The 20901-nt window shown below is 40.7% G+C and carries 16 protein-coding genes; 8 read left to right on the top strand and 8 right to left on the bottom strand.

The features are described from left to right. Positions 1-392 precede the first annotated feature (392 nt). From A33S_RS0107290 to A33S_RS11705, 3 genes are read left to right on the top strand one after another with little or no spacing between them, the layout of a single operon-like run. Positions 393-2186 (top strand): ABC transporter ATP-binding protein, encoded by a 1794-nt coding sequence (locus tag A33S_RS0107290; protein ID WP_017176687.1) that lies wholly within the window; start codon positions 393-395, stop codon positions 2184-2186. After that, on the top strand, positions 2167-3939 hold the full coding sequence (locus A33S_RS0107285; protein WP_017176686.1) for an ABC transporter ATP-binding protein: 1773 nt from the start codon (positions 2167-2169) through the stop codon (positions 3937-3939). The genes A33S_RS0107290 and A33S_RS0107285 overlap by 20 nt, the downstream gene beginning before the upstream one ends. A 42-nt stretch (positions 3940-3981) precedes the next feature. Further along, entirely contained in the window at positions 3982-4347 is a 366-nt protein-coding gene (locus A33S_RS11705; protein WP_009382287.1) for a hypothetical protein, read from the top strand. A gap of 493 nt (positions 4348-4840) precedes the next feature. Here A33S_RS11705 and A33S_RS0107270 read toward each other — a convergent pair whose 3' ends face one another. Continuing rightward, on the bottom strand, positions 4841-5830 hold the full coding sequence (locus A33S_RS0107270; RefSeq protein ID WP_017176684.1) for a choloylglycine hydrolase family protein: 990 nt from the start codon (positions 5828-5830) through the stop codon (positions 4841-4843). A 434-nt stretch (positions 5831-6264) separates the two neighbouring features. Next, positions 6265-8220: a fructose-bisphosphatase class III gene (locus A33S_RS0107265; protein WP_017176683.1), complete on the bottom strand. Its 1956-nt coding sequence runs from the start codon at positions 8218-8220 to the stop codon at positions 6265-6267. 438 nt (positions 8221-8658) lie between these two features. Between A33S_RS0107265 and A33S_RS0107260 the strand changes: the two genes are divergently transcribed. The 4 genes from A33S_RS0107260 (at position 8659) to A33S_RS0107245 (ending at position 13855) form a co-directional block, all read left to right on the top strand. After that, a complete protein-coding gene (locus tag A33S_RS0107260) occupies positions 8659-9513 on the top strand; it encodes an ABC transporter ATP-binding protein (protein WP_017176682.1) in 855 nt (284 codons plus the stop codon). Next, entirely contained in the window at positions 9510-10136 is a 627-nt protein-coding gene (locus tag A33S_RS0107255; RefSeq protein ID WP_009382281.1) for an ABC-2 transporter permease, read from the top strand. The genes A33S_RS0107260 and A33S_RS0107255 overlap by 4 nt, the downstream gene beginning before the upstream one ends. A gap of 217 nt (positions 10137-10353) precedes the next feature. After that, on the top strand, positions 10354-11586 hold the full coding sequence (locus A33S_RS0107250) for an acetylornithine deacetylase (RefSeq protein WP_009382279.1): 1233 nt from the start codon (positions 10354-10356) through the stop codon (positions 11584-11586). 619 nt (positions 11587-12205) lie between these two features. Continuing rightward, on the top strand, positions 12206-13855 hold the full coding sequence (locus tag A33S_RS0107245; RefSeq protein ID WP_009382277.1) for an FAD-dependent oxidoreductase: 1650 nt from the start codon (positions 12206-12208) through the stop codon (positions 13853-13855). 80 nt (positions 13856-13935) lie between these two features. Here A33S_RS0107245 and A33S_RS0107240 read toward each other — a convergent pair whose 3' ends face one another. The 5 genes from A33S_RS0107240 to A33S_RS0107220 all read right to left on the bottom strand — a co-directional run bounded on the left by A33S_RS0107240 (position 13936) and on the right by A33S_RS0107220 (position 18331). After that, positions 13936-14202, bottom strand: a complete 267-nt coding sequence (locus A33S_RS0107240) for a hypothetical protein (protein WP_009382274.1) — start codon at positions 14200-14202, stop codon at positions 13936-13938. A 355-nt stretch (positions 14203-14557) separates the two neighbouring features. Next, positions 14558-14800, bottom strand: a complete 243-nt coding sequence (locus A33S_RS0107235; RefSeq protein ID WP_009382272.1) for a hypothetical protein — start codon at positions 14798-14800, stop codon at positions 14558-14560. 515 nt (positions 14801-15315) lie between these two features. Continuing rightward, positions 15316-16491 carry an ABC transporter permease gene (locus tag A33S_RS0107230; RefSeq protein WP_017176681.1) on the bottom strand — a complete coding sequence of 392 codons (1176 nt, stop codon included), beginning with the start codon at positions 16489-16491 and terminating at the stop codon, positions 15316-15318. Further along, on the bottom strand, positions 16488-17168 hold the full coding sequence (locus A33S_RS0107225; protein ID WP_009382269.1) for an ABC transporter ATP-binding protein: 681 nt from the start codon (positions 17166-17168) through the stop codon (positions 16488-16490). The genes A33S_RS0107230 and A33S_RS0107225 overlap by 4 nt, the downstream gene beginning before the upstream one ends. After that, positions 17165-18331, bottom strand: coding sequence for a permuted SH3 domain-containing protein (locus A33S_RS0107220; protein ID WP_017176680.1), 1167 nt, complete (start codon positions 18329-18331; stop codon positions 17165-17167). The genes A33S_RS0107225 and A33S_RS0107220 overlap by 4 nt, the downstream gene beginning before the upstream one ends. A 223-nt stretch (positions 18332-18554) precedes the next feature. Between A33S_RS0107220 and A33S_RS0107215 the strand changes: the two genes are divergently transcribed. Continuing rightward, positions 18555-19166 (top strand): YIP1 family protein, encoded by a 612-nt coding sequence (locus A33S_RS0107215; RefSeq protein ID WP_017176679.1) that lies wholly within the window; start codon positions 18555-18557, stop codon positions 19164-19166. Between the two features lie 398 nt (positions 19167-19564). Here the strand turns inward: A33S_RS0107215 and A33S_RS0107210 are convergent, their stop codons facing one another. Further along, positions 19565-20764, bottom strand: coding sequence for a putative multidrug effflux MFS transporter TcaB (locus A33S_RS0107210; RefSeq protein ID WP_009382263.1), 1200 nt, complete (start codon positions 20762-20764; stop codon positions 19565-19567). Positions 20765-20901: the final 137 nt, after the last annotated feature.

Here is a 20901-nt window from a genome sequence, read left to right as displayed (position 1 = left end):
CGTTATGCGAAAGAAAATAAAAACAATCGCATAAGGACCTCGTTACGCGAAAGAAAAATAAAACAATCGCATAAGGACCTCGTTACGCGAAAGAAAAATAAAACAATCGCATAAGGGCCTCATTATGCGAAAGAAAAATAAAACAATCGCATAAGGGCCCCGTTATGCGAAAGAAAATAAAAACAATCGCATAAGGGCCCCGTTATGCGAAAGAAAATAAAAACAATCGCATAACGAGTCACCGCCCCCTTCATCATCCACCTATTATCTGAAAAAACTGAAAATTGTGGTAAACTTATACTTACAGACTCATGGTAAACGACCGGAATACACCTATAACGGTATCAAACCCAACAAAACGTTTACCTACAGTTTTCCTAGGAGGTGACGGAATGATCGTTTTTAAGAAATTAGGTTGGTTTTTCAAGATGGAGTGGAAACGGTATGCAATCGGGATTACGATGCTCGTATTCATAGCGCTCTTGCAGCTCGTACCTCCGCAGATCATCGGGCGGGTTATCGACGCGCTTACGACTAAGACGTTAACGCCCGAGAAACTAACGCTACTACTCGCGGTACTGCTCGCGACGGGTATCCTTACATACGGTTTTAGATATTTATTTAGAATTTTCATTTTCGGAGCTAGCTTTAACCTCGGGCGGACCTTACGCGCGCGGCTCTACAAGAAATATACCTCCATGAGTCCGCCATTTTTCCAAAGAAGACGTACAGGGGACTTAATGGCGCATGCGACAAATGATATTAACGCGGTGCAACAGACTGCGGGGCCCGGCGTCTTTACAATTGTCGACGCTATGGTCATGGGCGGTATGATTCTCATTTCAATGGCGGTTACCGTTAGTCCGAAGCTCATGCTGATCGCCATCATCCCACTACCACTCATGGTAATTATCACGAGTTACCTCGGTAAGTTACTCAATGCGTCCTTTAGAAAGGCACAAGAGGCCTTTAGCCAATTGAATGACAAGGCTCAAGAAAGTATCGCAGGTATTAAAGTGACGAAGTCGTTCGGTTACGAGAATGAAGATCACGAAGACTTCGTTAAACTTAGTAACGATGTCGTTCAACGAAATATCCGTGTGACGAAGATCGACGCGTTTTTCGACCCAACAATTATGCTGGTCGTAGGCGCGAGTTACTTTCTGTCGTTATACTTTGGCGCGCATATGGTCTTCAACGACGAAATCACGATCGGCCAGCTTGTAACCTTCACGACGTATCTCAGTATGATGATTTGGCCGCTACTTGCGCTCGGGTTCTTCTTTAACATTGTGCAAAAGGGTCGCGCATCGTACGAACGTATTGAAGAGATCCTTAACACTGAGAGCGATATCGACGTGGCTTTTCAAACGGAGGCGGTGCCACAAGGAACGATTACGTATGATATTGACCAATTTTATTACCCGGGTGATGAAAAGCCCTTACTCAAAGATATCCGCTTTCAAGTAGAAGAAGGGGCGACGATTGGCATCGTCGGTCGAACGGGGTCAGGAAAGAGTACGCTCATACGGTTGTTGCTGAGGGAATTTGATACCGAGAAACCGGGTGACATCACTTACGGCGAACGACCTCTTCGCGACTATCAACTTTCGAAATTACGTTCGAAGTTCGGCTACGTGCCACAAGATCATTTCCTATTCTCGACGACGATTCGCGAGAACATTGCGTTTAGTAATCCGGACATTGATCAAGCGCACATCGAAGCGGCGAGTCGTCTAAGTGCGATTCATGACGATATCACGCAGTTCACAGATGGCTATGAAACAGTTATCGGGGAGCGCGGTGTCTCGCTTTCTGGCGGTCAGAAACAACGTATCTCAATCGCCCGCGCACTCATTACAGATCCAGATGTACTGATTCTTGATGACTCATTGTCGGCAGTTGATGCGGAAACGGAATCACGCATTCTGAACAACTTACACGACGAGCGTAAAGGTAAGACGAATATCATTACCGCGCATCGCATGAGTGCGATTAGTCATGCGGACCTCATTATCGTGATGGATGAAGGGCGAATCATCGAGCGCAGTACGCATGAAACCTTAATGGCAGAAGCAGGTTGGTACTACGAAACGTACCAAGCACAAGCGTTACAGGCATCTTTAACGCACGACTTAGACGACCTTGTGCAAGGAGGTGAGCATGATGGAACAACAAGATCATAATATAAACTTATCTGCAAAGGAGCAAGGACGCGTCTTAAAGCGATTACTTGCTTACACGTCGCCGCATAAACGCATGATTATTCTCGCGTTCATCATGCTTGCGATTTCGACTGCCTGCATGATGGCGTCACCGTTCTTGGTCAAGATTTTCATCGATCAATATTTAACGCAGGACCACTTTCCACCGAACGAAATCACATTGCTCATCGGCATCTTTATCCTTGCTGAAATCGGCGGCGCAGTAACGGCTTACCTTCAAACGTATTACTTTGAATATCTCGCGCTTAAGGTTATCCAACAACTACGCATTGATGCCTTCAGTAAAATCGGTCGACTCGGTATGCGTTACTTCGACAAAGTTCCAGGCGGTAGTGTCGTTTCACGTCTTACAAATGATACCGAAGCAATTGTCGACATGTTTATTTATGTCTTTTCAACGGCGATAACGGCCGTGTTCATGGTAATCGCGAGTTACACAATGATGTTTGTGCTGGACGTGAAGCTCGCGTTTATCTCACTCATCTTCATTCCAATCATTATTTTAACGTTAGCCATTTATCGAAAGTATGCCTCAATTTACTTTTCAGAGGCGAGACATCGACTGTCGATGTTGAATGCGAAACTTGCGGAATCGATCGAAGGCATGAAGATTATCCAGGCTTTCAATCAGGAAAAGCGCTTGCACAGGGCGTTTGAGCGTACGAATGACGAACATTATGGCTTTAACATGAAAACGATTCGTCTAGATGGCCTACTCTTACGCCCAGCGATTTCATTGATTTCAATTATTTCGATGGTGCTCATTCTAGGGTACTACGGCGTGTTCAGTTTCAACCACGTGATTACAGCTGGTCTTGTGTACGCGTTCCTACAATATATGCAGAATTTCATCGAACCGATAAACCAGGTGAGTCAGAATTTGAGCATCCTCCAGCGTGCACTTGTAGCAGGGAGTCGCGTGTTTAAGTTAATTGACGATGACACGTTAGAACCCAAGCAAAAGCCCAACCCCGATTACGCGATTACTGACGGCGTCATCGAATTTAAAAACGTGACGTTCAGTTATGACGGTAGTCGCGATGTATTAAGGAACATTTCCTTTAAAGTAAATCAAGGTGAAACCGTTGCGCTAGTTGGTCACACAGGATCTGGTAAGAGTTCAATTGTTAATTTGTTTATGCGATTTTACGAGTTTGACCAAGGAGATATTACGATCGATGGTCATTCGATAAAAGCCATCCCTAAACAAGAACTGAAACGTCGCATCGGTTTAGTACTGCAGGATGCTTTTATCTTTTACGGTACTGTCGCATCTAATATTAAGTTGTACCATCCTAAGATGACCTTTCAACAAGTGAAGGCAGCAGCTGAATTTGTCCAAGCAGATAAATTTATCGAAGCTTTGCCAGGTCAATATGACTTTAAAGTAGTCGAAAAAGGGGCTGCCTTTTCAAGCGGGGAACGCCAACTCTTAGCTTTCGCGAGAACGATGGCTATGGACCCGAAAATCTTGATACTTGATGAAGCTACGGCGAATATCGACTCAGAAACTGAAGAGCAGATTCAACTGGCCCTCGATAAAATGCGTAGGGGCCGTACGACCATCGCTATAGCGCATAGACTATCGACCATTCAAAATGCCGATCATATTCTAGTGCTTAATCGCGGGGAGATTGTAGAACGCGGTAACCACGAATCATTGATTAAGCAAGGCGGCATTTATCATAAAATGTATTTATTGCAGAATGGTTAGGGATTAAGGACGATATTTAAGAGCGTGAAAGGATTGAATATTATGAGAGAAAGTTTACAACCTTTTCGAAATAAGAACATTACTGTCACAGCTACTGTTAATAAAGTGTTTTATCAAAGTCAATTTAATATACAGGAGACATTTGAACCTAACGTTAGAATTCTAATGACGAAGGTGCATATTGGAGGTGAAAGAATCGACCATATTTGGCTATATGAGCGTAATAAGTACTATAAGCGATTTAAGAGTCTAATAGGAAAACGCGTTAAATTTAAAGCAACCGTCGTGCCCTATGTGAAAAAACGTGACGGTATCTTCATTGAAGATTACGGGATTAAGCCTAGGGATAAGGTTTTTACCATCGATGAGTACCGATCATATATGAATCAAATGCATAAAAGAGGATAGGTTGTAAGAGGGGTAAGTAGAAAGTGGATAAGGCCGGTATCGGTAACGGACCTGATAGCGGGAGTCCGTTGTGCGAAAGAAATTTGAAACAATCGCATAAGGGGGCTGTTGTGCGAAAGAAATTTAAAACAATCGCATAAGGCGGCCGTTGTGCGAAAGAAATTTGAAACAATCGCATAAGGCGGCCGTTGTGCGAAAGAAATTAGAAACAATCGCATAGAGCGGCCGTTGTGCGAAAGAAATTTGAAACAATCGCATAAGGCGGCCGTTATGCGAAAGAAAATAAAAACAATCGCATAAGGGGGCTGTTATGCGAAAGAAAATAAAAACAATCGCATAACGGTCCCTCGACCCGTACTTCCTACAACCGCCCATAACTCATCAACCCGAACAATGAAAAATGCTAGATGCGCCCATCGCGTATCTAGCATTTCCTTATTTAATCCCATAAAGGAAGCGTCTGGCACACTTCCAGACGCACCCACATTTAAATTTAGTCGTTCATCATATGAAATTTAAAGTCGTCTACGGGTTCGAATGTAGTAGGTTCGTCTTTATTTAGAAGTTCTTCCGTAAGCTTTACGGCCGTGATTTCACTACTAAAATACGGCTTGAAATAGAACGCGCGATTCGTTGTATCCATCACAGCCACATACTGCGTGAAGTGGTACTCACCTGTATCTTGTTCAAGAACGGCCCCACGCGGTACACTCATCGTCTCTAAGATTTTAAATGTATTCGCTAAGTTAACATTGTCGTCTTCAGTATTTTCCATATTATGAGTTAAGTACGCGACTTTTACAAAACGCTCCGCAGCAGTATAACCACCCGGTAAACCATGTGTCCCAGCCCCGTTACCAAGATCGTAATCAAAGGCTTCTCCTAATGAACCCTTTTTCGGATGCATCGGTGAAAAGGCACAATAGCTCTTCACGTTACGCATATGCCAATCTAAGTTTGGATTGTTCGTCAACACGTGAAGCGGGTTATCCTTAATCACTAAATTACCGTTCGTCGGCTCGATGACAATCGTTTGGCCACTTGGGTCCGTAACAATAAAGTGAAGCGGTACAACTTTATCGATAATTTGATTCTTGTAATCTACAATATTCACGTTCGTCGCATTACGCTTAAGGTCCTCGATACCTTTGTTAAAGCCAAGTACCCAAAGAATCACTTCTTCCGCCGTAATATTAATCTTGTTCGGAATACTTTCCTCAGAGTACGTCGCTTCCTTAGTAAAGTAATGCACGGAAATCGATAAGCCGTGTTCGTTCACGCCGTCTGCAAATAACGCGCGGTCCATTAAAACGCCAGTCCCTAAAAAGCCATAATCAAGCTTTTCATTATAGCCTGTCATAGAATCAAATTCATAACCGCGCTGCACAACAGTCTGCTTCCCTTGTAAACCAAATGCGAAGTCCATTGTACGTCCTAATAAATTAGTATTGCTCTTGAACAAATACGAAAATCCTGTACACATTTAGAGTTCCCCCTTAATTTGTTAAAAGAAGCGAACGTCGACAACATCCGTTATCTAGAGTTCCCCCTTAATTTGTTAAAAGAAGCGAACGTCGACAACATCCGTTATCTAGAGTTCCCCCTTAATTTGTTAAAAGAAGTGAACCGCTGACAACATCCGTTATCTAGAGTTCCCCATTAATTTGATAAAAGAGTTGAACGTCGACAACATCCGTTATCTAAAGTTCCTCCTCACCTTGATAAAAGAAGTGAACCGCCGACAACACACGTCATCTAGGGTTCACTTCCGTACAATATGCATTTATGAAAGTTCAAGCATAGGGCTTTTCAAAGGTGGCAAAACGTCAATCCACCTTGAAGAAAACTTAATTCCGCAATCGTCTTACATACAACTTAGCACGCAGCCCTCGAACTAAGACTACTTACATCATTATCTTACTTTAAATAACGGTCGTGTAGCAATTCTTTTAAGATGTCGATGTCTTCCTGAATTGCCTTACCTTTATTCGTATCGCGAATCTTCTTACGCTCTAACTCTTCATCAACCACACGGCGCGTTGACAACTCATCGGCACCATCGTGCAACACTTTCTCCTTCGTATTGAAATGTTGATGCGCCACTAACTGCATGCCATAAGAGTTGTACAGTAGTGTGTAACCCGCGATACCTGTTGTTGATTGATATGCCTTTGAAAAGCCACCATCAATGACTAACATCTTGCCGTCAGCTTTAATTGGGTCCTCACCCTTAATCTCTTTAACAGGCGTGTGACCATTGATAATATGGCCGTTTTCAGGATCTAAACCGAAGTCATTCAATAACTTACGGCACATGTCCGCGTTCTCACGTAAGTGGTAATACGGGTTCTTCTCTTCCTTATGAGATGCTTTGTCAGAAATAAAGTAACGTTCGAACGTCGTCATTGCACGTTTACCAAATAATGATGAATATTTACCTGTCCATAAGTACCAAACTAAGTCCGTCGCGATATCGTCTGTCACTTCTTTATCTTCAAAAGCCTTACGCACATAATATTCAAATTGGTCGAGCAACTCGCGACCGCTATAAGACTTACCTTCAATTTCCATCGCTTCCATATCACCATTTTCATCAACTGGGATACAGCCATGAATCAGTAAATTGCCGTTGTAACGTAAGTATAAGTTACCTTTTTGAAGGAGTAACATCATATGACGGCGTAGCTTTTCAGATTTTTGGAAAGAAAGCAAGATTTTATCCATCACTTCAGCTTCCTCATCTAAAAACTTCGCAGGGTCTTCAGGGTCTACCGTTTGGAAGCACGTGTTCTCTAAATCATAAACCGTACCATTCATATTCAGCGTTTGATTATCATAGTCGGTCTTTTCAAGAACGAGACGCTCTTCCATTTCAAATGTCGGACGACGTTTAATAATTGGCATTTCAAGCTTAAATTGAATCATCGCAATCGCTTGATGCATCTTCGTAATTTGAATCTTCTCTAATTCATTAATATGTTTCTCAGCATTCTTCTTAGGACGGAATGCAGGGTTATCGTCGTAGTACTTTTCAGCGAGTGTTAAAAGTGGACGCAGGTTGATACCATAAGCATCCTCGATAATGTCAAGGTTGTCATAACGCGCACAAATACGTAACAAGTTCGCAAGACATACCTTAGACCCCGCGTACGCACCCATCCAAAGCACGTCGTGGTTACCCCATTGAATATCAAGAGAATGATACTTTGTTAACGTCTCCATAATCTTCTCAGGGTGTGGGCCACGGTCATAAATGTCACCAACCACATGTAAATGGTCGACTACAAGGCGTTGTACCGAATAAGATAGCCCAATAATTAAGTCGTCAGATTGTTCTAACTCAATCACTTGATTTAAGATCGTTTGATAATAGGACTTCTTATTGTTGTACTCATGGCGCTTGTATAATAGCTCCTCAACGATGTACACATAGCGCTTAGGTAACGCCTTCTTAAGCTTCGCACGCGTATACTTCGACGCACAATAGCCAATTAATTTAATTAAGCGATTAATTGTGACTTTATACCATTCGTTCAGCTCATCACGATTATCAAATTGATTCTTCACATGCATTAACTTCTCTTCCGGATAATATACGAGCGCTGCAAGCTCACTAATTTCATTGTTCGTTAATTCATCTTTGAAAAGGTCATTAATCTTAACACGTACATTTCCCGAACCATTTCTTAGCACATGTTGGAATGATTCATACTCACCATGCAAGTCACTTACAAAGTGTTCTGTACCCTTAGGTAACTCTAAGACAGATTCTAAATTAATAATTTCTGTGGCAAGCTCTTCTTCATGATTGTACTTTTGTTCCAATAAATCTAAATACTTATTCTTTAATTCTCTTTCACTCGTCATACTCATTTTTTCACTCACCTGTAAAATTTTAATTTTTATCAAATTATTTAAAGCGGTTACATTCATCATAGCATGATTTCATAGCATTTTTTAAGTAGAAGCTTATTTAAAAGTAGGGCTTTACGATGGCTCGCGCGGAAATGTTTAGAATTTGTAATAAATTCTTTTTAAAGGTAATAATTATGCGTGATTAATGATATAGTTTAATTGAATATAATTTACTTTTAATAAAATAATTATATATTGAGGGATGTTGATGAATTCGCGGAGTGATGAAGTGTTGAGAGCTTAATTTCATGTAAGAGTGCGACCCAATTTTCCATTCGTAGGCTGAACTTGAGATTAGGGGACCGGCCCCCAATAGGCACAAGCTGTTAGGGATTACGTCAAACTCGAACCTTCGAATTTACGACACCACCTAAATAAATGAAAAGGAGTGAATGTATGGAAAACTTGCTTGAAGTAAAAAATCTTAGTAAAAGATTTGAAGACTCAGAATTCCAATTACGAGATATTAATTTCAATATACATAGAGGCGAAGTAGTCGCGCTCATCGGCCGTAATGGCTGTGGTAAATCAACGTCAATGAAGACAGTTGTCGGCACAACGATTAAAACGGCAGGTGAAATTTGGTTTAAAGACCAATTGGTTGATAGCGAAATGTCGAAACACCGAAATCAAATCGGCGTTGTATTCGATACGATGAAATTTCCCGAGAAATTAACGGCGCTTGAGCTAAGTCGCTACTTTAACCGTATATACGACCAATGGGAAAGCGATACATACAAGTCATACCTCGAGTACTTTAACCTACCGAAAGATCGTCAGCTTAAGAAGTTCTCACGCGGTATGTCAATGAAATTAACGCTCGCCGTTGCGCTGTCACACAGAAGTGAACTTCTTATTTTAGATGAGGCGACGGCAGGTATCGACGTCACGAGTAAAGAGGAAATTTTAGAACATCTAGAAACGTACGTCGACCGCGGTAACGGAATTCTAATTTCGTCACACATGTCAGAAGATATTGAGAAGATTGCCGACACACTGGTCTTTTTAAGAAATGGAAACGTTCAATTGACAGTGTCGAAACAAGACCTTTACGAGAAATACTTTATTGGTGAAACAACGCTTGATGATTTAAGTTCAATTCCGAAGTCAGCCGTTTACGCCTATCACGAACGAAAGGGTAGCGTTAAACTCGTGCTCACTGAACCTATTAACGTTGAAGGCGTAGACGTTTCAAACATCCAAACGATTGATGATGTCACAAAAATTCTAATGCGAGGTAAATTAGTATGAAAGGTTTAATGCTTAATCAAATCGACATGATGAAAGGTCGTTTGACCCTGTTCTTTGTATTGTCATGCTTTGTTACCATAATTAATTTATTTAATGATCCACATCTAAATTCCGGTATGATTATCTATATTTTACCGACTACAGTGTTAATCGAAAGCATCCGACAAGATGAAACGAGCGGTTGGGTTCAATTTCTTTCAACAACACCCGTTTCACGTAAAGCATACGTACAATCAGTTTATGCCACGTTCTTAGCTATTAGTCTAGCTATTACGATATTTGCGTCAATCATGACGTTAATCATCCATCATAGCGCGTTGAAGGCATTTTCAAACGGTATCTTTGGAATTGGCTTCGCTTTGAACATGTCAGTCATATTGGCCGTTATTATTAAGAAGGGCGCAAGCGATTCGAAAGGCGCACAAATCGTGACGATTCTATTGTGCGTACTATTCATCCTGTTTCTGACGATTGCGCCGATGATTTTCTTTACAACAGTTCTGAAATTACCTGACACACTGGCATTCTTTTACTCAAGAGTCATCCTACTCCTCCTTGGTATTGTTGTTGCATACATTGGGTACGCCATCGCAACCAAATCATTTATGAACAAGGATTTATAATCGACAACATTCGTTATGCCCCTTGCCCCTCCTTGAAAAGCCCTATCGAGTTACGGGCTGACTTTTCAACTAAATACTTTTCTAAAGTACTTTTCAAAAAGGTGCCAAACAAAGCACGGGATACGTAATTGTGTCTCGTACTTTTTAAATATGAAGAAATTCGGGAATAGAAGGAGTAACACACGAAACGAACGATAACAAATTAAGGGGGATAATTATGGAAAAACGTCATTTAGATTTACTTGAACTACTAGTTAAATACAATACCGAAAGCCCGCCAGCACGAAATACCGACCCACTCCAAGATGAAATTGAAGCGCTATTGAAAGACCTAGGATTTGAAACAACGCGAATTCCACTATATGAGAACGACAGTGTGATTAACGCGATCCTGAAAGGTACGGATTCAGACGCACCGAAACTGATTATAAACGGTCATGTCGATGTCGCGAATGTAGGCGACGACCGCGAGTGGCAGTACCCACCGTTTGAGGTGACTCAGGTGGACGACTATCTATACGGACGCGGTGTTAGTGACATGAAAGGTGGCTTTGCGACGCTACTGTATACGCTTGAGAAGCTTCAAGAAGAAGGGCTACGTCCTAAAGGCGACATCATCGTGCAATCCGTTGTCGGTGAAGAAGTAGGTGAAGCAGGCACGAAGGTCGCATGTGAGCACGGGCCTAAAGCGGACCTCGGACTTGTGCTTGATACGAGTGAACAGATGGCACTCGGTCAAGGCGGCGTCATTACGGGCTGGGTTACCGTTCAAAGTAAGACGACGATTCACGACGGTGCCCGTCAACAAATGGTTCACGCGGGCGGTGGTCTCTTCGGCGCGAGCGCGATTGAGAAGATGACGAAGGTCATTGCGAGCCTGCGCGAACTCGAACAACACTGGGCGGTCATGAAGTCGTACCCCGATATGCCGAGTGGTTCGACAACAATCAACCCTGCCTATATCGAAGGTGGCCGTCATCCCGCATTTATTGCCGACGAATGTAAGCTGTGGTTTACCGTTCACTACCTGCCGAACGAGCATTATAACGATGTCGTTCGCGAAATCGAAGACCACTTGAATAAGATGGCCGAAGCGGACATTTGGTTACGCGAGAACCCGCTCAAATTCGAGTGGGGCGGCACGTCCATGATCGAAGACAAGGGCGAAATCTTTCCTAGTTTCACCTTGCCAAAAGCCCATCAAGGATACGCACTTCTTGAAGACGTGTACAAAGAAGTCCACGGCGACAAACTACCTTCAGGCATGAGTACGACAGTGACTGATGGTGGTTGGTTAGAAGACTTCGGCGTTCCTACCATTTTATTCGGACCAGGTAAATTAACAGAAGCCCATAGCGTCGACGAAAAAATCGAAATCAAAGACTTAGAATCGTTTGAACAGGTACTATATGGATTCTTGAAAAGATGGTACCAAGCGCCGGTTAAGTAGGTGTTAGTGGATTGAGGAATGTGGGCGTCGGGCTCTCTAGACGTGTAATTGCTTTCGGTCCGGCGCTTGCTTTCTTGAATTAGCGGTTAGTCGGTGATACTTTGTGTTGTCGAGAGTAACGGTCGGCCCCGTTATGCGAAAGAAAATTGAAACAATCGCATAACGCCCCTATTACCATATAGAAATCTAAATCAAAATTTACACCTAAATTTCAAATAATGAGAAATTTTCGATTACGAAAATTTTCCATGTTACAAAGATAGAGGTAAACAATGTAACAAGAAGCCCATATTACAAAGACTGAGGCAAACAATGTAACAAGGAAGCCATGTTACAAAGTTAGAGTCAAACAATGTAATAAGGAAGCCATGTTACATAGACTGAGTCAAACAATGTAACAAGGAAGCCATATTACAAAGACTAACTCAAACAATGTAACATGGACTAAATTTTTCAAAAACTGCATGAAATTAGCATAAACCACACGAAATTGCTTACAACCATATGAACGCTCGCAAATACCTATGCCAACATACTGCACCAATGCACAATTCGTAGCCACACCAACCAAGCCTACCGCCACTTAATAACCAACTTAATCTTACAAGGAGTGACTTATATGAAAGCAGAGGTACTCATCATAGGTGCTGGGCCTACAGGTCTTGCTCTTGCACTCGCACTTCACGAACAAGGGACGCCGTTTCGCATTGTCGAACAAGCGAGTGGCCCAGCTCAAGAATCACGCGCAATCGTCGTACAGGCTCGAACGCTCGAAGCTTACCAGCAGTACGGCATCGACCAAGAAATCATTAGCAAAGGCTTCCCAATCAAAGGGCTCAACATGTACAAGTCCAACAAGCACGTCGCGAGGGTCGACTTCAACGACATCGGCCACGGCATAAGCCCTTATCCGTTCGCACTCAGTCTTGCACAAGACGTCCATGAGAAGACGCTCGTGAACCTTCTGAACGAGCGCGGCATTCAAGTCGAGTGGCAAACGACCGTAACGGACGTTAAGGAATATGATGATCACGTCGAGGTCACTTTTGAAAGGACCAATAACACAAACACAGCTACTTCAGAATCCCGAAACCAAGAACCTTCAACCAACAACAAAGCCCATTCAGACGTTACGTCATCTGATTCTGCACAAACTGAAACACCATCAGACCATACATCCCCAAGTATCAACCATCATGATAGTGAATCGACGCCGAACGACCAAACAGAAACGCAGTCCTTCAAATACGTCTGCGGTTGCGACGGTGCCCACAGCGTCGTACGTAAATCGCAAAACATTAACTTCCCAGGTGGTACATACGAAGAGCGTTTCTTCGTGGCAGATGTCGAAACCGACCAAATGCTTGATGACTTAAACATCGGTTTCAAAGGTAATCATTTCTGCATCGCGATGCGCGTTCGTAATGAGAATAGTATGCGCCTGATTGGTGTCATACCGAAATCCTTCGAAGGTAAGGCGCCTGAAACATTCGAACCACTCATTCCGTTTGTCAAAGACATTTATGCCTTCGACATCAGTAAAGTGAACTGGTACGCGCCGTACAAGATTCACCATCGCGTGGCCGATACCTTCAAGACCAAGCGTACCTTTATACTTGGCGATGCCGGACATATTCACAGTCCAGCAGGCGGCCAAGGTATGAACACTGGCATAATCGATGCCTTTAATTTAGCTTGGAAGTTGAGCGGCGTCTTACAGGACAAGCTCAACCCCGAACTCCTTGAAACATACGATACTGAGCGTAGGGCTTTTGCGAAGAAATTAGTGAAGACGACGGATAAGATGTTCACGATGATGATTCATAGTAAGTTGTTGCGCTTGTTTATCATGCCTAAACTTGCGCCTCTCTTAGCGAAAAGCCAAAAGATGAAACGCGCGTTCTTTAAGCGTATTTCTCAAACTGAAATCAATTATCGGAAGAGTAAGTTGAGTAAAGGGGAGGTCGGAAGGTTCAAGGGTGGTGACCGTTTGCCATGGATCAATCGACTTCAAATAGATACGTTCGAACCTCTTCAGAACGTAGCATGGCAGTTCCTCGTGTTCGGTCAAAACGTGCCCGAAATCGATGAAATTGCGGATTTATATGAGATGAATGTGCATTATTTCCCTTGGTCAAAAGACCTTAGTAAACAAAAAATCTATAACGGGACAGTACTTATTGTGAGACCGGATGGCTATATTGGATTAGCGACAGAGGTTACCGAAATAAGCGAAATTGAAAATTACTTGAATCAGCTGCGCCCGTAAACAAGCATGAGCGTTGATATAAAAAAACCTGAGTGAAAAGATGGCTCTATGGCCACAAAATCACTCAGGTTTATTTGTGTTTAAGACTCGGATTCCTTATTGTCTTTCTTACGGTCATAGTGCTTCCAAATGTAATATGCGAAGATGAGGAACGGGAATATATCGAACGAATCGAAAAGTGCTTTCCAAAGATCTTGCTTTTCCCAAAAGAAACGTGCAAGAAATAAAATGATGCTATGAATGGTTAATAACCAAGCGATGTGTAAAAAACGTAACTTAAATAAGAATATAATCATAATCACGATCATAAGAATCGTAACACCGAGCATAAAGTTATAAGGCGTCATGAAATCATCCTTTATTATGAGATTGCGACGTTTGCTTCTTACGCTGAGCGCGCTTCCATAAATAAAATCCTAGAATGACCAACGGCAAAAGCTCAATTGAATACAATATAGCGTGGCCAAGAGATTCATGGTTGAAGAAGTATCTGTAGATGAACGCGCCTATGGAATGAATTATGAGAACGCTGCAAAATACACGCAAACTTAATTTGAAAAGGGTCAATATTAAAGCTATAGCACAAATAACATTAAAGATTACATAGATAGTATGTGGAGACATTTAAATCACCTAATTATTGATTATTTATATATTTAAATATCATATATTTTAGAAAATGACAAAACTTCTCCTGACATACTAATCCTCATCTTTACCGATTAAATTTTGAATGAATACGCCGATTGAGATTACAATCATCAATGTGAAAAGCCCATTAAATAAAGGCTCTTTAAATAAGTGAACGATACCAATGTCACTCAACATGCGTAATACTTTAGTATCCTTAGCCTCCAGATTTAAGAAATCCATAATGAAAAGAAGAATATAGCTTCCGATGATAATAAAAAAGCCATTGCCTGATGCCTTTAAAAATCGCTTCACGTCCAAAACCTCCAAATTTTAAATTTAGATCTATGACTTCAATTTCCTTAAACGGCATGCTTTCCTGTAAAGCTCAACTCGAATTTTAATTCATTAGTTGAACTTACAAAGAAGCTAGAGCTTCTTTGCTCATAATTTTGAAAGCCCCAGCTTGCATAGCTTGATAATTTGCTAGCGCAAATTTCTGTGCCGGGGCCCCACCCCTAGGAGTCAGCTGTTTGAAAATTGAACTTTAAGCAAAATAATATTTAAATTACGAGGTGAGCATGTATATATCACCTAATTAATCTGTTCAATATGTAATAAAAAAAGGATTTAGACCGGGTTGTCGTGAACTTTCATCACGATACAACCCAACTCAATACCTGTATTACTTAGTCCGCGTTATGACGTCGCGCGCATTTAAGTATGCAGACGCACCGGCCGTTTAACACCGTATCCGCCATACCGTCGCCGGCGCCATCAGCTCTCCAAGCAATCATAGATATTCAGTTACTGTCTAAATCCTTCTAAACTTATTTAATAATATCAATTAACTCTTTCTTAGCAGCGGCTCTCGCTGGAATCCAACCGAACACAATACCAATCAGCGTCGATACGCCAACCGCAATCAGAACAGAAGTTAACGTAACCGCACTCTTAATAAATTCTGGCGTCAGAACTTCTACCAATTTAGCGAAGATAATACCGAGAATTAAACCGATAATACCACCAATCAGACATAGCACGATACTCTCAACTAAGAATTGAAGCTCAATATCACGCGCTTTCGCACCAAATGCTCGGCGAATCGCAATCTCCTCAGTACGCTCAGCTACTGAAATATACATCACATTCATAACACCGATACCCGCGATGAATAACGAAATACCTGCAACCGCGGCAACGAATGCCGTAATTGAATCAAATATCTTATTAAACTGCTTCATCATTTGTTGCATATCCGTGAATGAATACTGACCAGAGCCTGCGCCAGCACCTTTCTTATTGAGTTCTTCTTCAACTTTCTTAGCAACTTCTTTCTTCTCACTGCCGTCCTTAATCTTCACTTCAAGTTGAGACGTATTTTGCTGTAAGTTCGGTAAGTAACGGTCAAACGTCTTCTTCGGCATGTTTACACCGTTTTCAGCCATTTGATCCTTCGCCGTCACACCAACAATCTTGAAGCCTTGGCCATCGATAAATAAATTCTTACCGATAGCGTCGCCGTTAAAGGCATCTTCCGCAAGACTCGTATCAACAGTTACAACCTTTTTAAATAATTCGTTGTCTTCCTTTGAAAAGCCCTCACCTTTTTCGGTCTTTTTAAGATTATCTTTCTTCTTAATCGTGATGTCACCTTGCTTTTGAGGGTTCGTCATTTTAGCGCTGTAACCTTCTTGGTCGTTTTCCTTAATCTTAACGTCCTTTACACCCTCAACTTGTTTCGCAACTTGTTGGGTTTGTTCATCAAAAGGATTACTACCCTTACCTTGATCCATCGTATTGTACATGATTAAAGCTGAATCCTTAGATGCACCAGAGCTTTCAAATTCCTTTTGTGAAGATTGTTTAAAACCTTCACCTAAAGACATGATGGTAATTACGGCTGCAATTCCGATAACGATACCAATCATTGTGAAAATATTACGTCGCTTATTCTTCATTATCGATTTCATTGAGACAGAGAGGATATTCATAAAGTTACTCATGATAGCACCTCTTCTCTTTGAATGCGACCATCAAGAATATGAATCACACGGTCAGCTTTTTCAGCTACCTTAGGATCATGCGTAACAAGAATCATCGTTGTCTTTTGGTCACGATTCAGTTCAACGAATAAATCCATAATATCTTCAGATGTCTTAGAATCAAGCGCACCTGTAGGCTCATCGGCAATGATGAACTTCGGTTCATTCACAACAGCACGCGCAATTGCGACACGCTGTTGTTGACCACCTGATAATTTATTTGGAACTAATTGTTCTTTACCTTTTAACCCAACTTTATCAAGGATAGACATAACGCGGTCTTTACGGTCAGACCCAGTTAATCCACGGTAAAGTAGGGGAATACTAACATTTTCTAAAATCGTGTTGTTTTGAATTAACTTAAAGTTTTGGAATACAAATCCCACTGTTTTATTTCTAATTTCAGATAGTTTATTATCTGATGTATTTTTATAATTCTTATCATTGAAAAGGTATCCACCTTCGTACCCACGATCAATAAATCCTAAGATATTGATGAGCGTACTTTTACCAGAACCCGAAGGTCCCATAATCGCGATAAATTCTCCCGCTTTGATGGATAAATTAATGTCTTTTAGAATGTGGTTTTCTTCGTTGCCGTTTTTAAAGGAGCGATTGACATCGATGAGTTTTATCATGAAGACACCTCAACTTTATCGCCATCTTTTAAAGACTTTTTAGGGTTCTTTAAAACTTTTTCGCCAGTTTTAAGTCCTTTCTTAACGAAGATTTCTCCGTTACGTTTTTGAATTTCAAGTTTCTTCTTCTTAACTTTGTTGTTCTTATCTACGACATAAACTTCGTTGTTCTTAGTTAATACTGATTTAGGAATCTTAACTGTATCTAATGGAATTTCACCTTCAACAGAGAAACCAGCACGAACTGGAATGCTTAAGTTACCAATAATCACTTTATATTTAGATGATTCACCAGAACCACCAGTTGGTGCGCTTGATACTGGGTTAGAAGCTTGAGATGTACCTTGTGCTTCAACACCGCTAGCTTCGCCACCTTCAGATTCACCGCCTGCAGCTTGTCCGCCTTGAGCTTGAGCCATTTGACTCGCGCCACCAGCACTTTGTCCTTGTTCTTCATAGCTTGTAGGTAATTCTGAAACTTGTTTAATTTCACCTTTACCTTTTTCACCAGTACTGTTTACTTTGATGTTAACTTTGTCACCTTCATCAACTTTAGTAACATCAAACTCAGAAAGTTCAGTTTCAATTTCAGGTTTGTCAGCGATTAATTTTAAGACAGGCTTACCACTTTCAGCATTAGCACCATCTACTACTTCAACCTTACCTGAGAATTCAGCTGTTTGACTTTGGTTCATTTGTTCATCGTATTGAGATAGTTGTTTCTGTGCTTTTTGTTGTTCTTGTTGTTGCTTTTCTAATTCTTTTTGTAATTTCTCTTGTTCAGAACCTTTCGCGTCGCTCATTTGTTGACGTGTTTGTTCAACGGCTTGAGATGCTTGGTCTACACTTTCTTGTAGTTGTTGACGTTTCTCACCTGAACCATCGTAAGAAAGTAACGTTTCGCCTTCACTTACTTTTTGTCCGTCTTTAACATTGATGTTAGATACTTTTCCAAATTGTTCATTATTATTGTACGTTTTAATTTTATTTGGTGATGATTTACCAGAAACACTTAAAGGTGCTTCATTTTCAACTTTGTATGTTTGATACTCATTTTCCTTCTTACTTTTATTGCTGTCACTCGTTTGTTTCACTATAAAAGCCACGATAATCAGTAACACAATGACAATCGCACTAATAATCCAGAATAATTTGTTTTTCAAATTCAACCCACTCCTATTTCTATATAATGAATGTTTAAAATTTTTTTATAATTAATTATCACATCAAAAAGTCAAATATTGCAATTTGATAAATAATATAAATTATTAGTATAATAAATAGTGAATTAACCATCTCCAATTAAATTCAGATATTATATTCTATAAGATGAATGATAACATAATAAAGGTATCATAAATTATTAAAATTGAAAGGATTTTGTAAATGAAAGATGAAAAACTAGTGCTCGGTCATGAATTCGGTCAATGTCGTGAAAATCCTAAGTGGCCACTCAAACTTTTAACGTACATCGTTCTCGCAGCAATATCCGTATTCTTATCCATTCAAGCAACAGACTTTGGTAAAGCATTAGAGAAAATGTCACAACCAGGTACTGAAGGAACTATTAATGAAGATTTCTTAAAAATTAGCACAATCGTCGGGGCTGTATTTGGTTTATTATTTAGTATCTTAATCTATTGGCTTATCTTTCTAATTATCGCAAGTATCGTTCGTTCACAAGCTAAAAAACGTAGCCTTTTCGCAGCGACGCTATTATTCTTAGTTATCTCAACAGCTTTTTCATTAATCATTAACTTAATTCAACTTATCTTTGGATTAGATCCGCAAGACGTAAACATCTCAAGCTTAAATATCTTTGATCCAGGAAATAATATCTTAAAAGCACTCAGCTTACAGACTTTATTACAATCTTATCTATTCGGCTTAGTCATTTACAAAGTTATCGGTATGAGTGGTAAAGCCGCTACTATCTTCGGTTTAGTATTCTTTGTTATAAGCGTTCTATTAGGCATGCTAGGCGGTTTAGGCGGTTAATCTTTTAAAATGAACACCCTCGTTACAACAACGAGGGTGTTTTTCTTATATCTAATAGGTTGAAACTTGATGAGCATTTCGCCATCAAGTTTCAAACGCTCTGAGACTTGATTACGGTTTCGTCATCAAGTTTCAAGCACTCTGAGACTTGATTACGGTTTCACCATCACGTTTCAAACGACCTGAGACTTGATTACGGATTTCTAATCAAGTCTCAGAATCGTGAAGTCCGACCTTAACTCTATTCTTATGCAATATTCAAGCAGTTTCTCAAAAACTGCATCCGCCTTTAAAACTAAAACTGCTTATGCCAATGTAACTGCCTCAACCTATAAACCCAAACCAACAAAAAAACTGTGAAGCTCACCCGCTCGAAAGGGGGAACTTCACAGTTTGTTTTATGCTTTAAAGGTCTTTTTGCTGAGGAAAGAAATGATGAAGATTAATACGATTGTTATGGAAATAATTGTCACATAAGGCCATACGTTGCTTGCGCCCATAATACCTGCAAGCGGCGCAATGATACTCCCGATAATAAACTGGGTTAAACCAAGTAGGCTAGCCGCGTTACCACTACCGCCAGTTCGTTCTTCCATCGCAATTGAAAAGGCCAATGGGCCAACGCCCGCAACGGGAACGACCGTAAAGAAGACGGAAATCATATAAACCCATACTGGTAGATGCATAAGGAGCGCGATAATCACGAGAATGCCACCTAGGACTTGTAGCCCGAACATCCCAAATATAATATTACCGCGGTCGAAATAATCAACCAGTTTACCAGCAGTCTGACTCGAAATAATAAGTCCGATGCCGATGACTGTCATAAAGATACTATATTGTTGCGGCGATAAATGATAAATCGTTTGTGTAATAAACGGCGCGCTCGATGCATAGCTAAATAGCATGATGTACGTAATACTTTGAATGAGTAACGGCACCATATAGCGTTTCGTCTTTAACAGGCGGCCGAAGTCTTCAATCACTTCTTTAAAGGAAATCGGCGACGCCTTCACGTCATCGCGGTCGCTTTTCATAGAGAAAAAGGCCACAATCATTAATACAACACCAATGATCGCGAGTAGGGTAAAGATTGAACGCCAAGTTGAATAACTTAACAAGAGCCCTGAAATTAATGGAATAATGATCGTTAGAATTCCATTAATCACCATTAATATCGCTAAAAATTTAGCCAACTTCTTACCATTATATAAGTTACCTGCAGTGGCACGCGCGATGACAATCGCACCACCACCCATAAGTCCTTGGATGAAGCGGAACACAATTAATAATGTAATGTTGTGTGCGAACATGCAGCCAATCGAACTTAAGATAAAGACCAACATAAGACCTAAAGTCGATAACTTCTTACCATATTTATCAGATAAGGGACCAAAGATAAATTGACCGAGCGCAATACCAATCATCGCAATAGATAACGATAACTGAACGCTTGAAGCGGACGTATTTAAATCTTCTGCGACACCCGGTAACGAAGGGGTATAGAGGTCGGATAGTAAAGGTCCAAACGTTGTCATAACGCCGAGTAAAATAATAAATATGGAGAAATTAATCTTTTGATATGTCTTTGAATTCATGGTGTGAACCTCCAATTAAATGAATGAAATATATCTTTTAATTTGTCTATATTTTATATTTGAAAAGTTACTTATACAGTATAAACATTTGTAAACTAAAGTACCACCCCAAAATACAACATTCAACCTCACTATTT

It is taken from the genome of Staphylococcus massiliensis CCUG 55927, from assembly GCF_000298075.1.
GTDB classification, from domain to species: Bacteria; Bacillota; Bacilli; order Staphylococcales; family Staphylococcaceae; genus Staphylococcus; species Staphylococcus massiliensis.
Note: the sequence above shows the minus strand (reverse complement) of the source record. Positions and strands in the feature narration are given on the sequence as shown.

Bases quoted from the DNA above. Each gene is read 5' to 3' on its own strand.
- A33S_RS0107290 (WP_017176687.1), top strand. From the start codon at position 393: ATGATCGTTTTTAAGAAATTAGGTTGGTTTTTCAAGATGGAGTGGAAA.
- A33S_RS0107285 (WP_017176686.1), top strand. From the start codon at position 2,167: ATGGAACAACAAGATCATAATATAAACTTATCTGCAAAGGAGCAAGGA.
- A33S_RS11705 (WP_009382287.1), top strand. From the start codon at position 3,982: ATGAGAGAAAGTTTACAACCTTTTCGAAATAAGAACATTACTGTCACA.
- A33S_RS0107270 (WP_017176684.1), bottom strand. From the start codon at position 5,830: ATGTGTACAGGATTTTCGTATTTGTTCAAGAGCAATACTAATTTATTA.
- A33S_RS0107265 (WP_017176683.1), bottom strand. From the start codon at position 8,220: ATGAGTATGACGAGTGAAAGAGAATTAAAGAATAAGTATTTAGATTTA.
- A33S_RS0107260 (WP_017176682.1), top strand. From the start codon at position 8,659: ATGGAAAACTTGCTTGAAGTAAAAAATCTTAGTAAAAGATTTGAAGAC.
- A33S_RS0107255 (WP_009382281.1), top strand. From the start codon at position 9,510: ATGAAAGGTTTAATGCTTAATCAAATCGACATGATGAAAGGTCGTTTG.
- A33S_RS0107250 (WP_009382279.1), top strand. From the start codon at position 10,354: ATGGAAAAACGTCATTTAGATTTACTTGAACTACTAGTTAAATACAAT.
- A33S_RS0107245 (WP_009382277.1), top strand. From the start codon at position 12,206: ATGAAAGCAGAGGTACTCATCATAGGTGCTGGGCCTACAGGTCTTGCT.
- A33S_RS0107240 (WP_009382274.1), bottom strand. From the start codon at position 14,202: ATGACGCCTTATAACTTTATGCTCGGTGTTACGATTCTTATGATCGTG.
- A33S_RS0107230 (WP_017176681.1), bottom strand. From the start codon at position 16,491: ATGAGTAACTTTATGAATATCCTCTCTGTCTCAATGAAATCGATAATG.
- A33S_RS0107225 (WP_009382269.1), bottom strand. From the start codon at position 17,168: ATGATAAAACTCATCGATGTCAATCGCTCCTTTAAAAACGGCAACGAA.
- A33S_RS0107215 (WP_017176679.1), top strand. From the start codon at position 18,555: ATGAAAGATGAAAAACTAGTGCTCGGTCATGAATTCGGTCAATGTCGT.
- A33S_RS0107210 (WP_009382263.1), bottom strand. From the start codon at position 20,764: ATGAATTCAAAGACATATCAAAAGATTAATTTCTCCATATTTATTATT.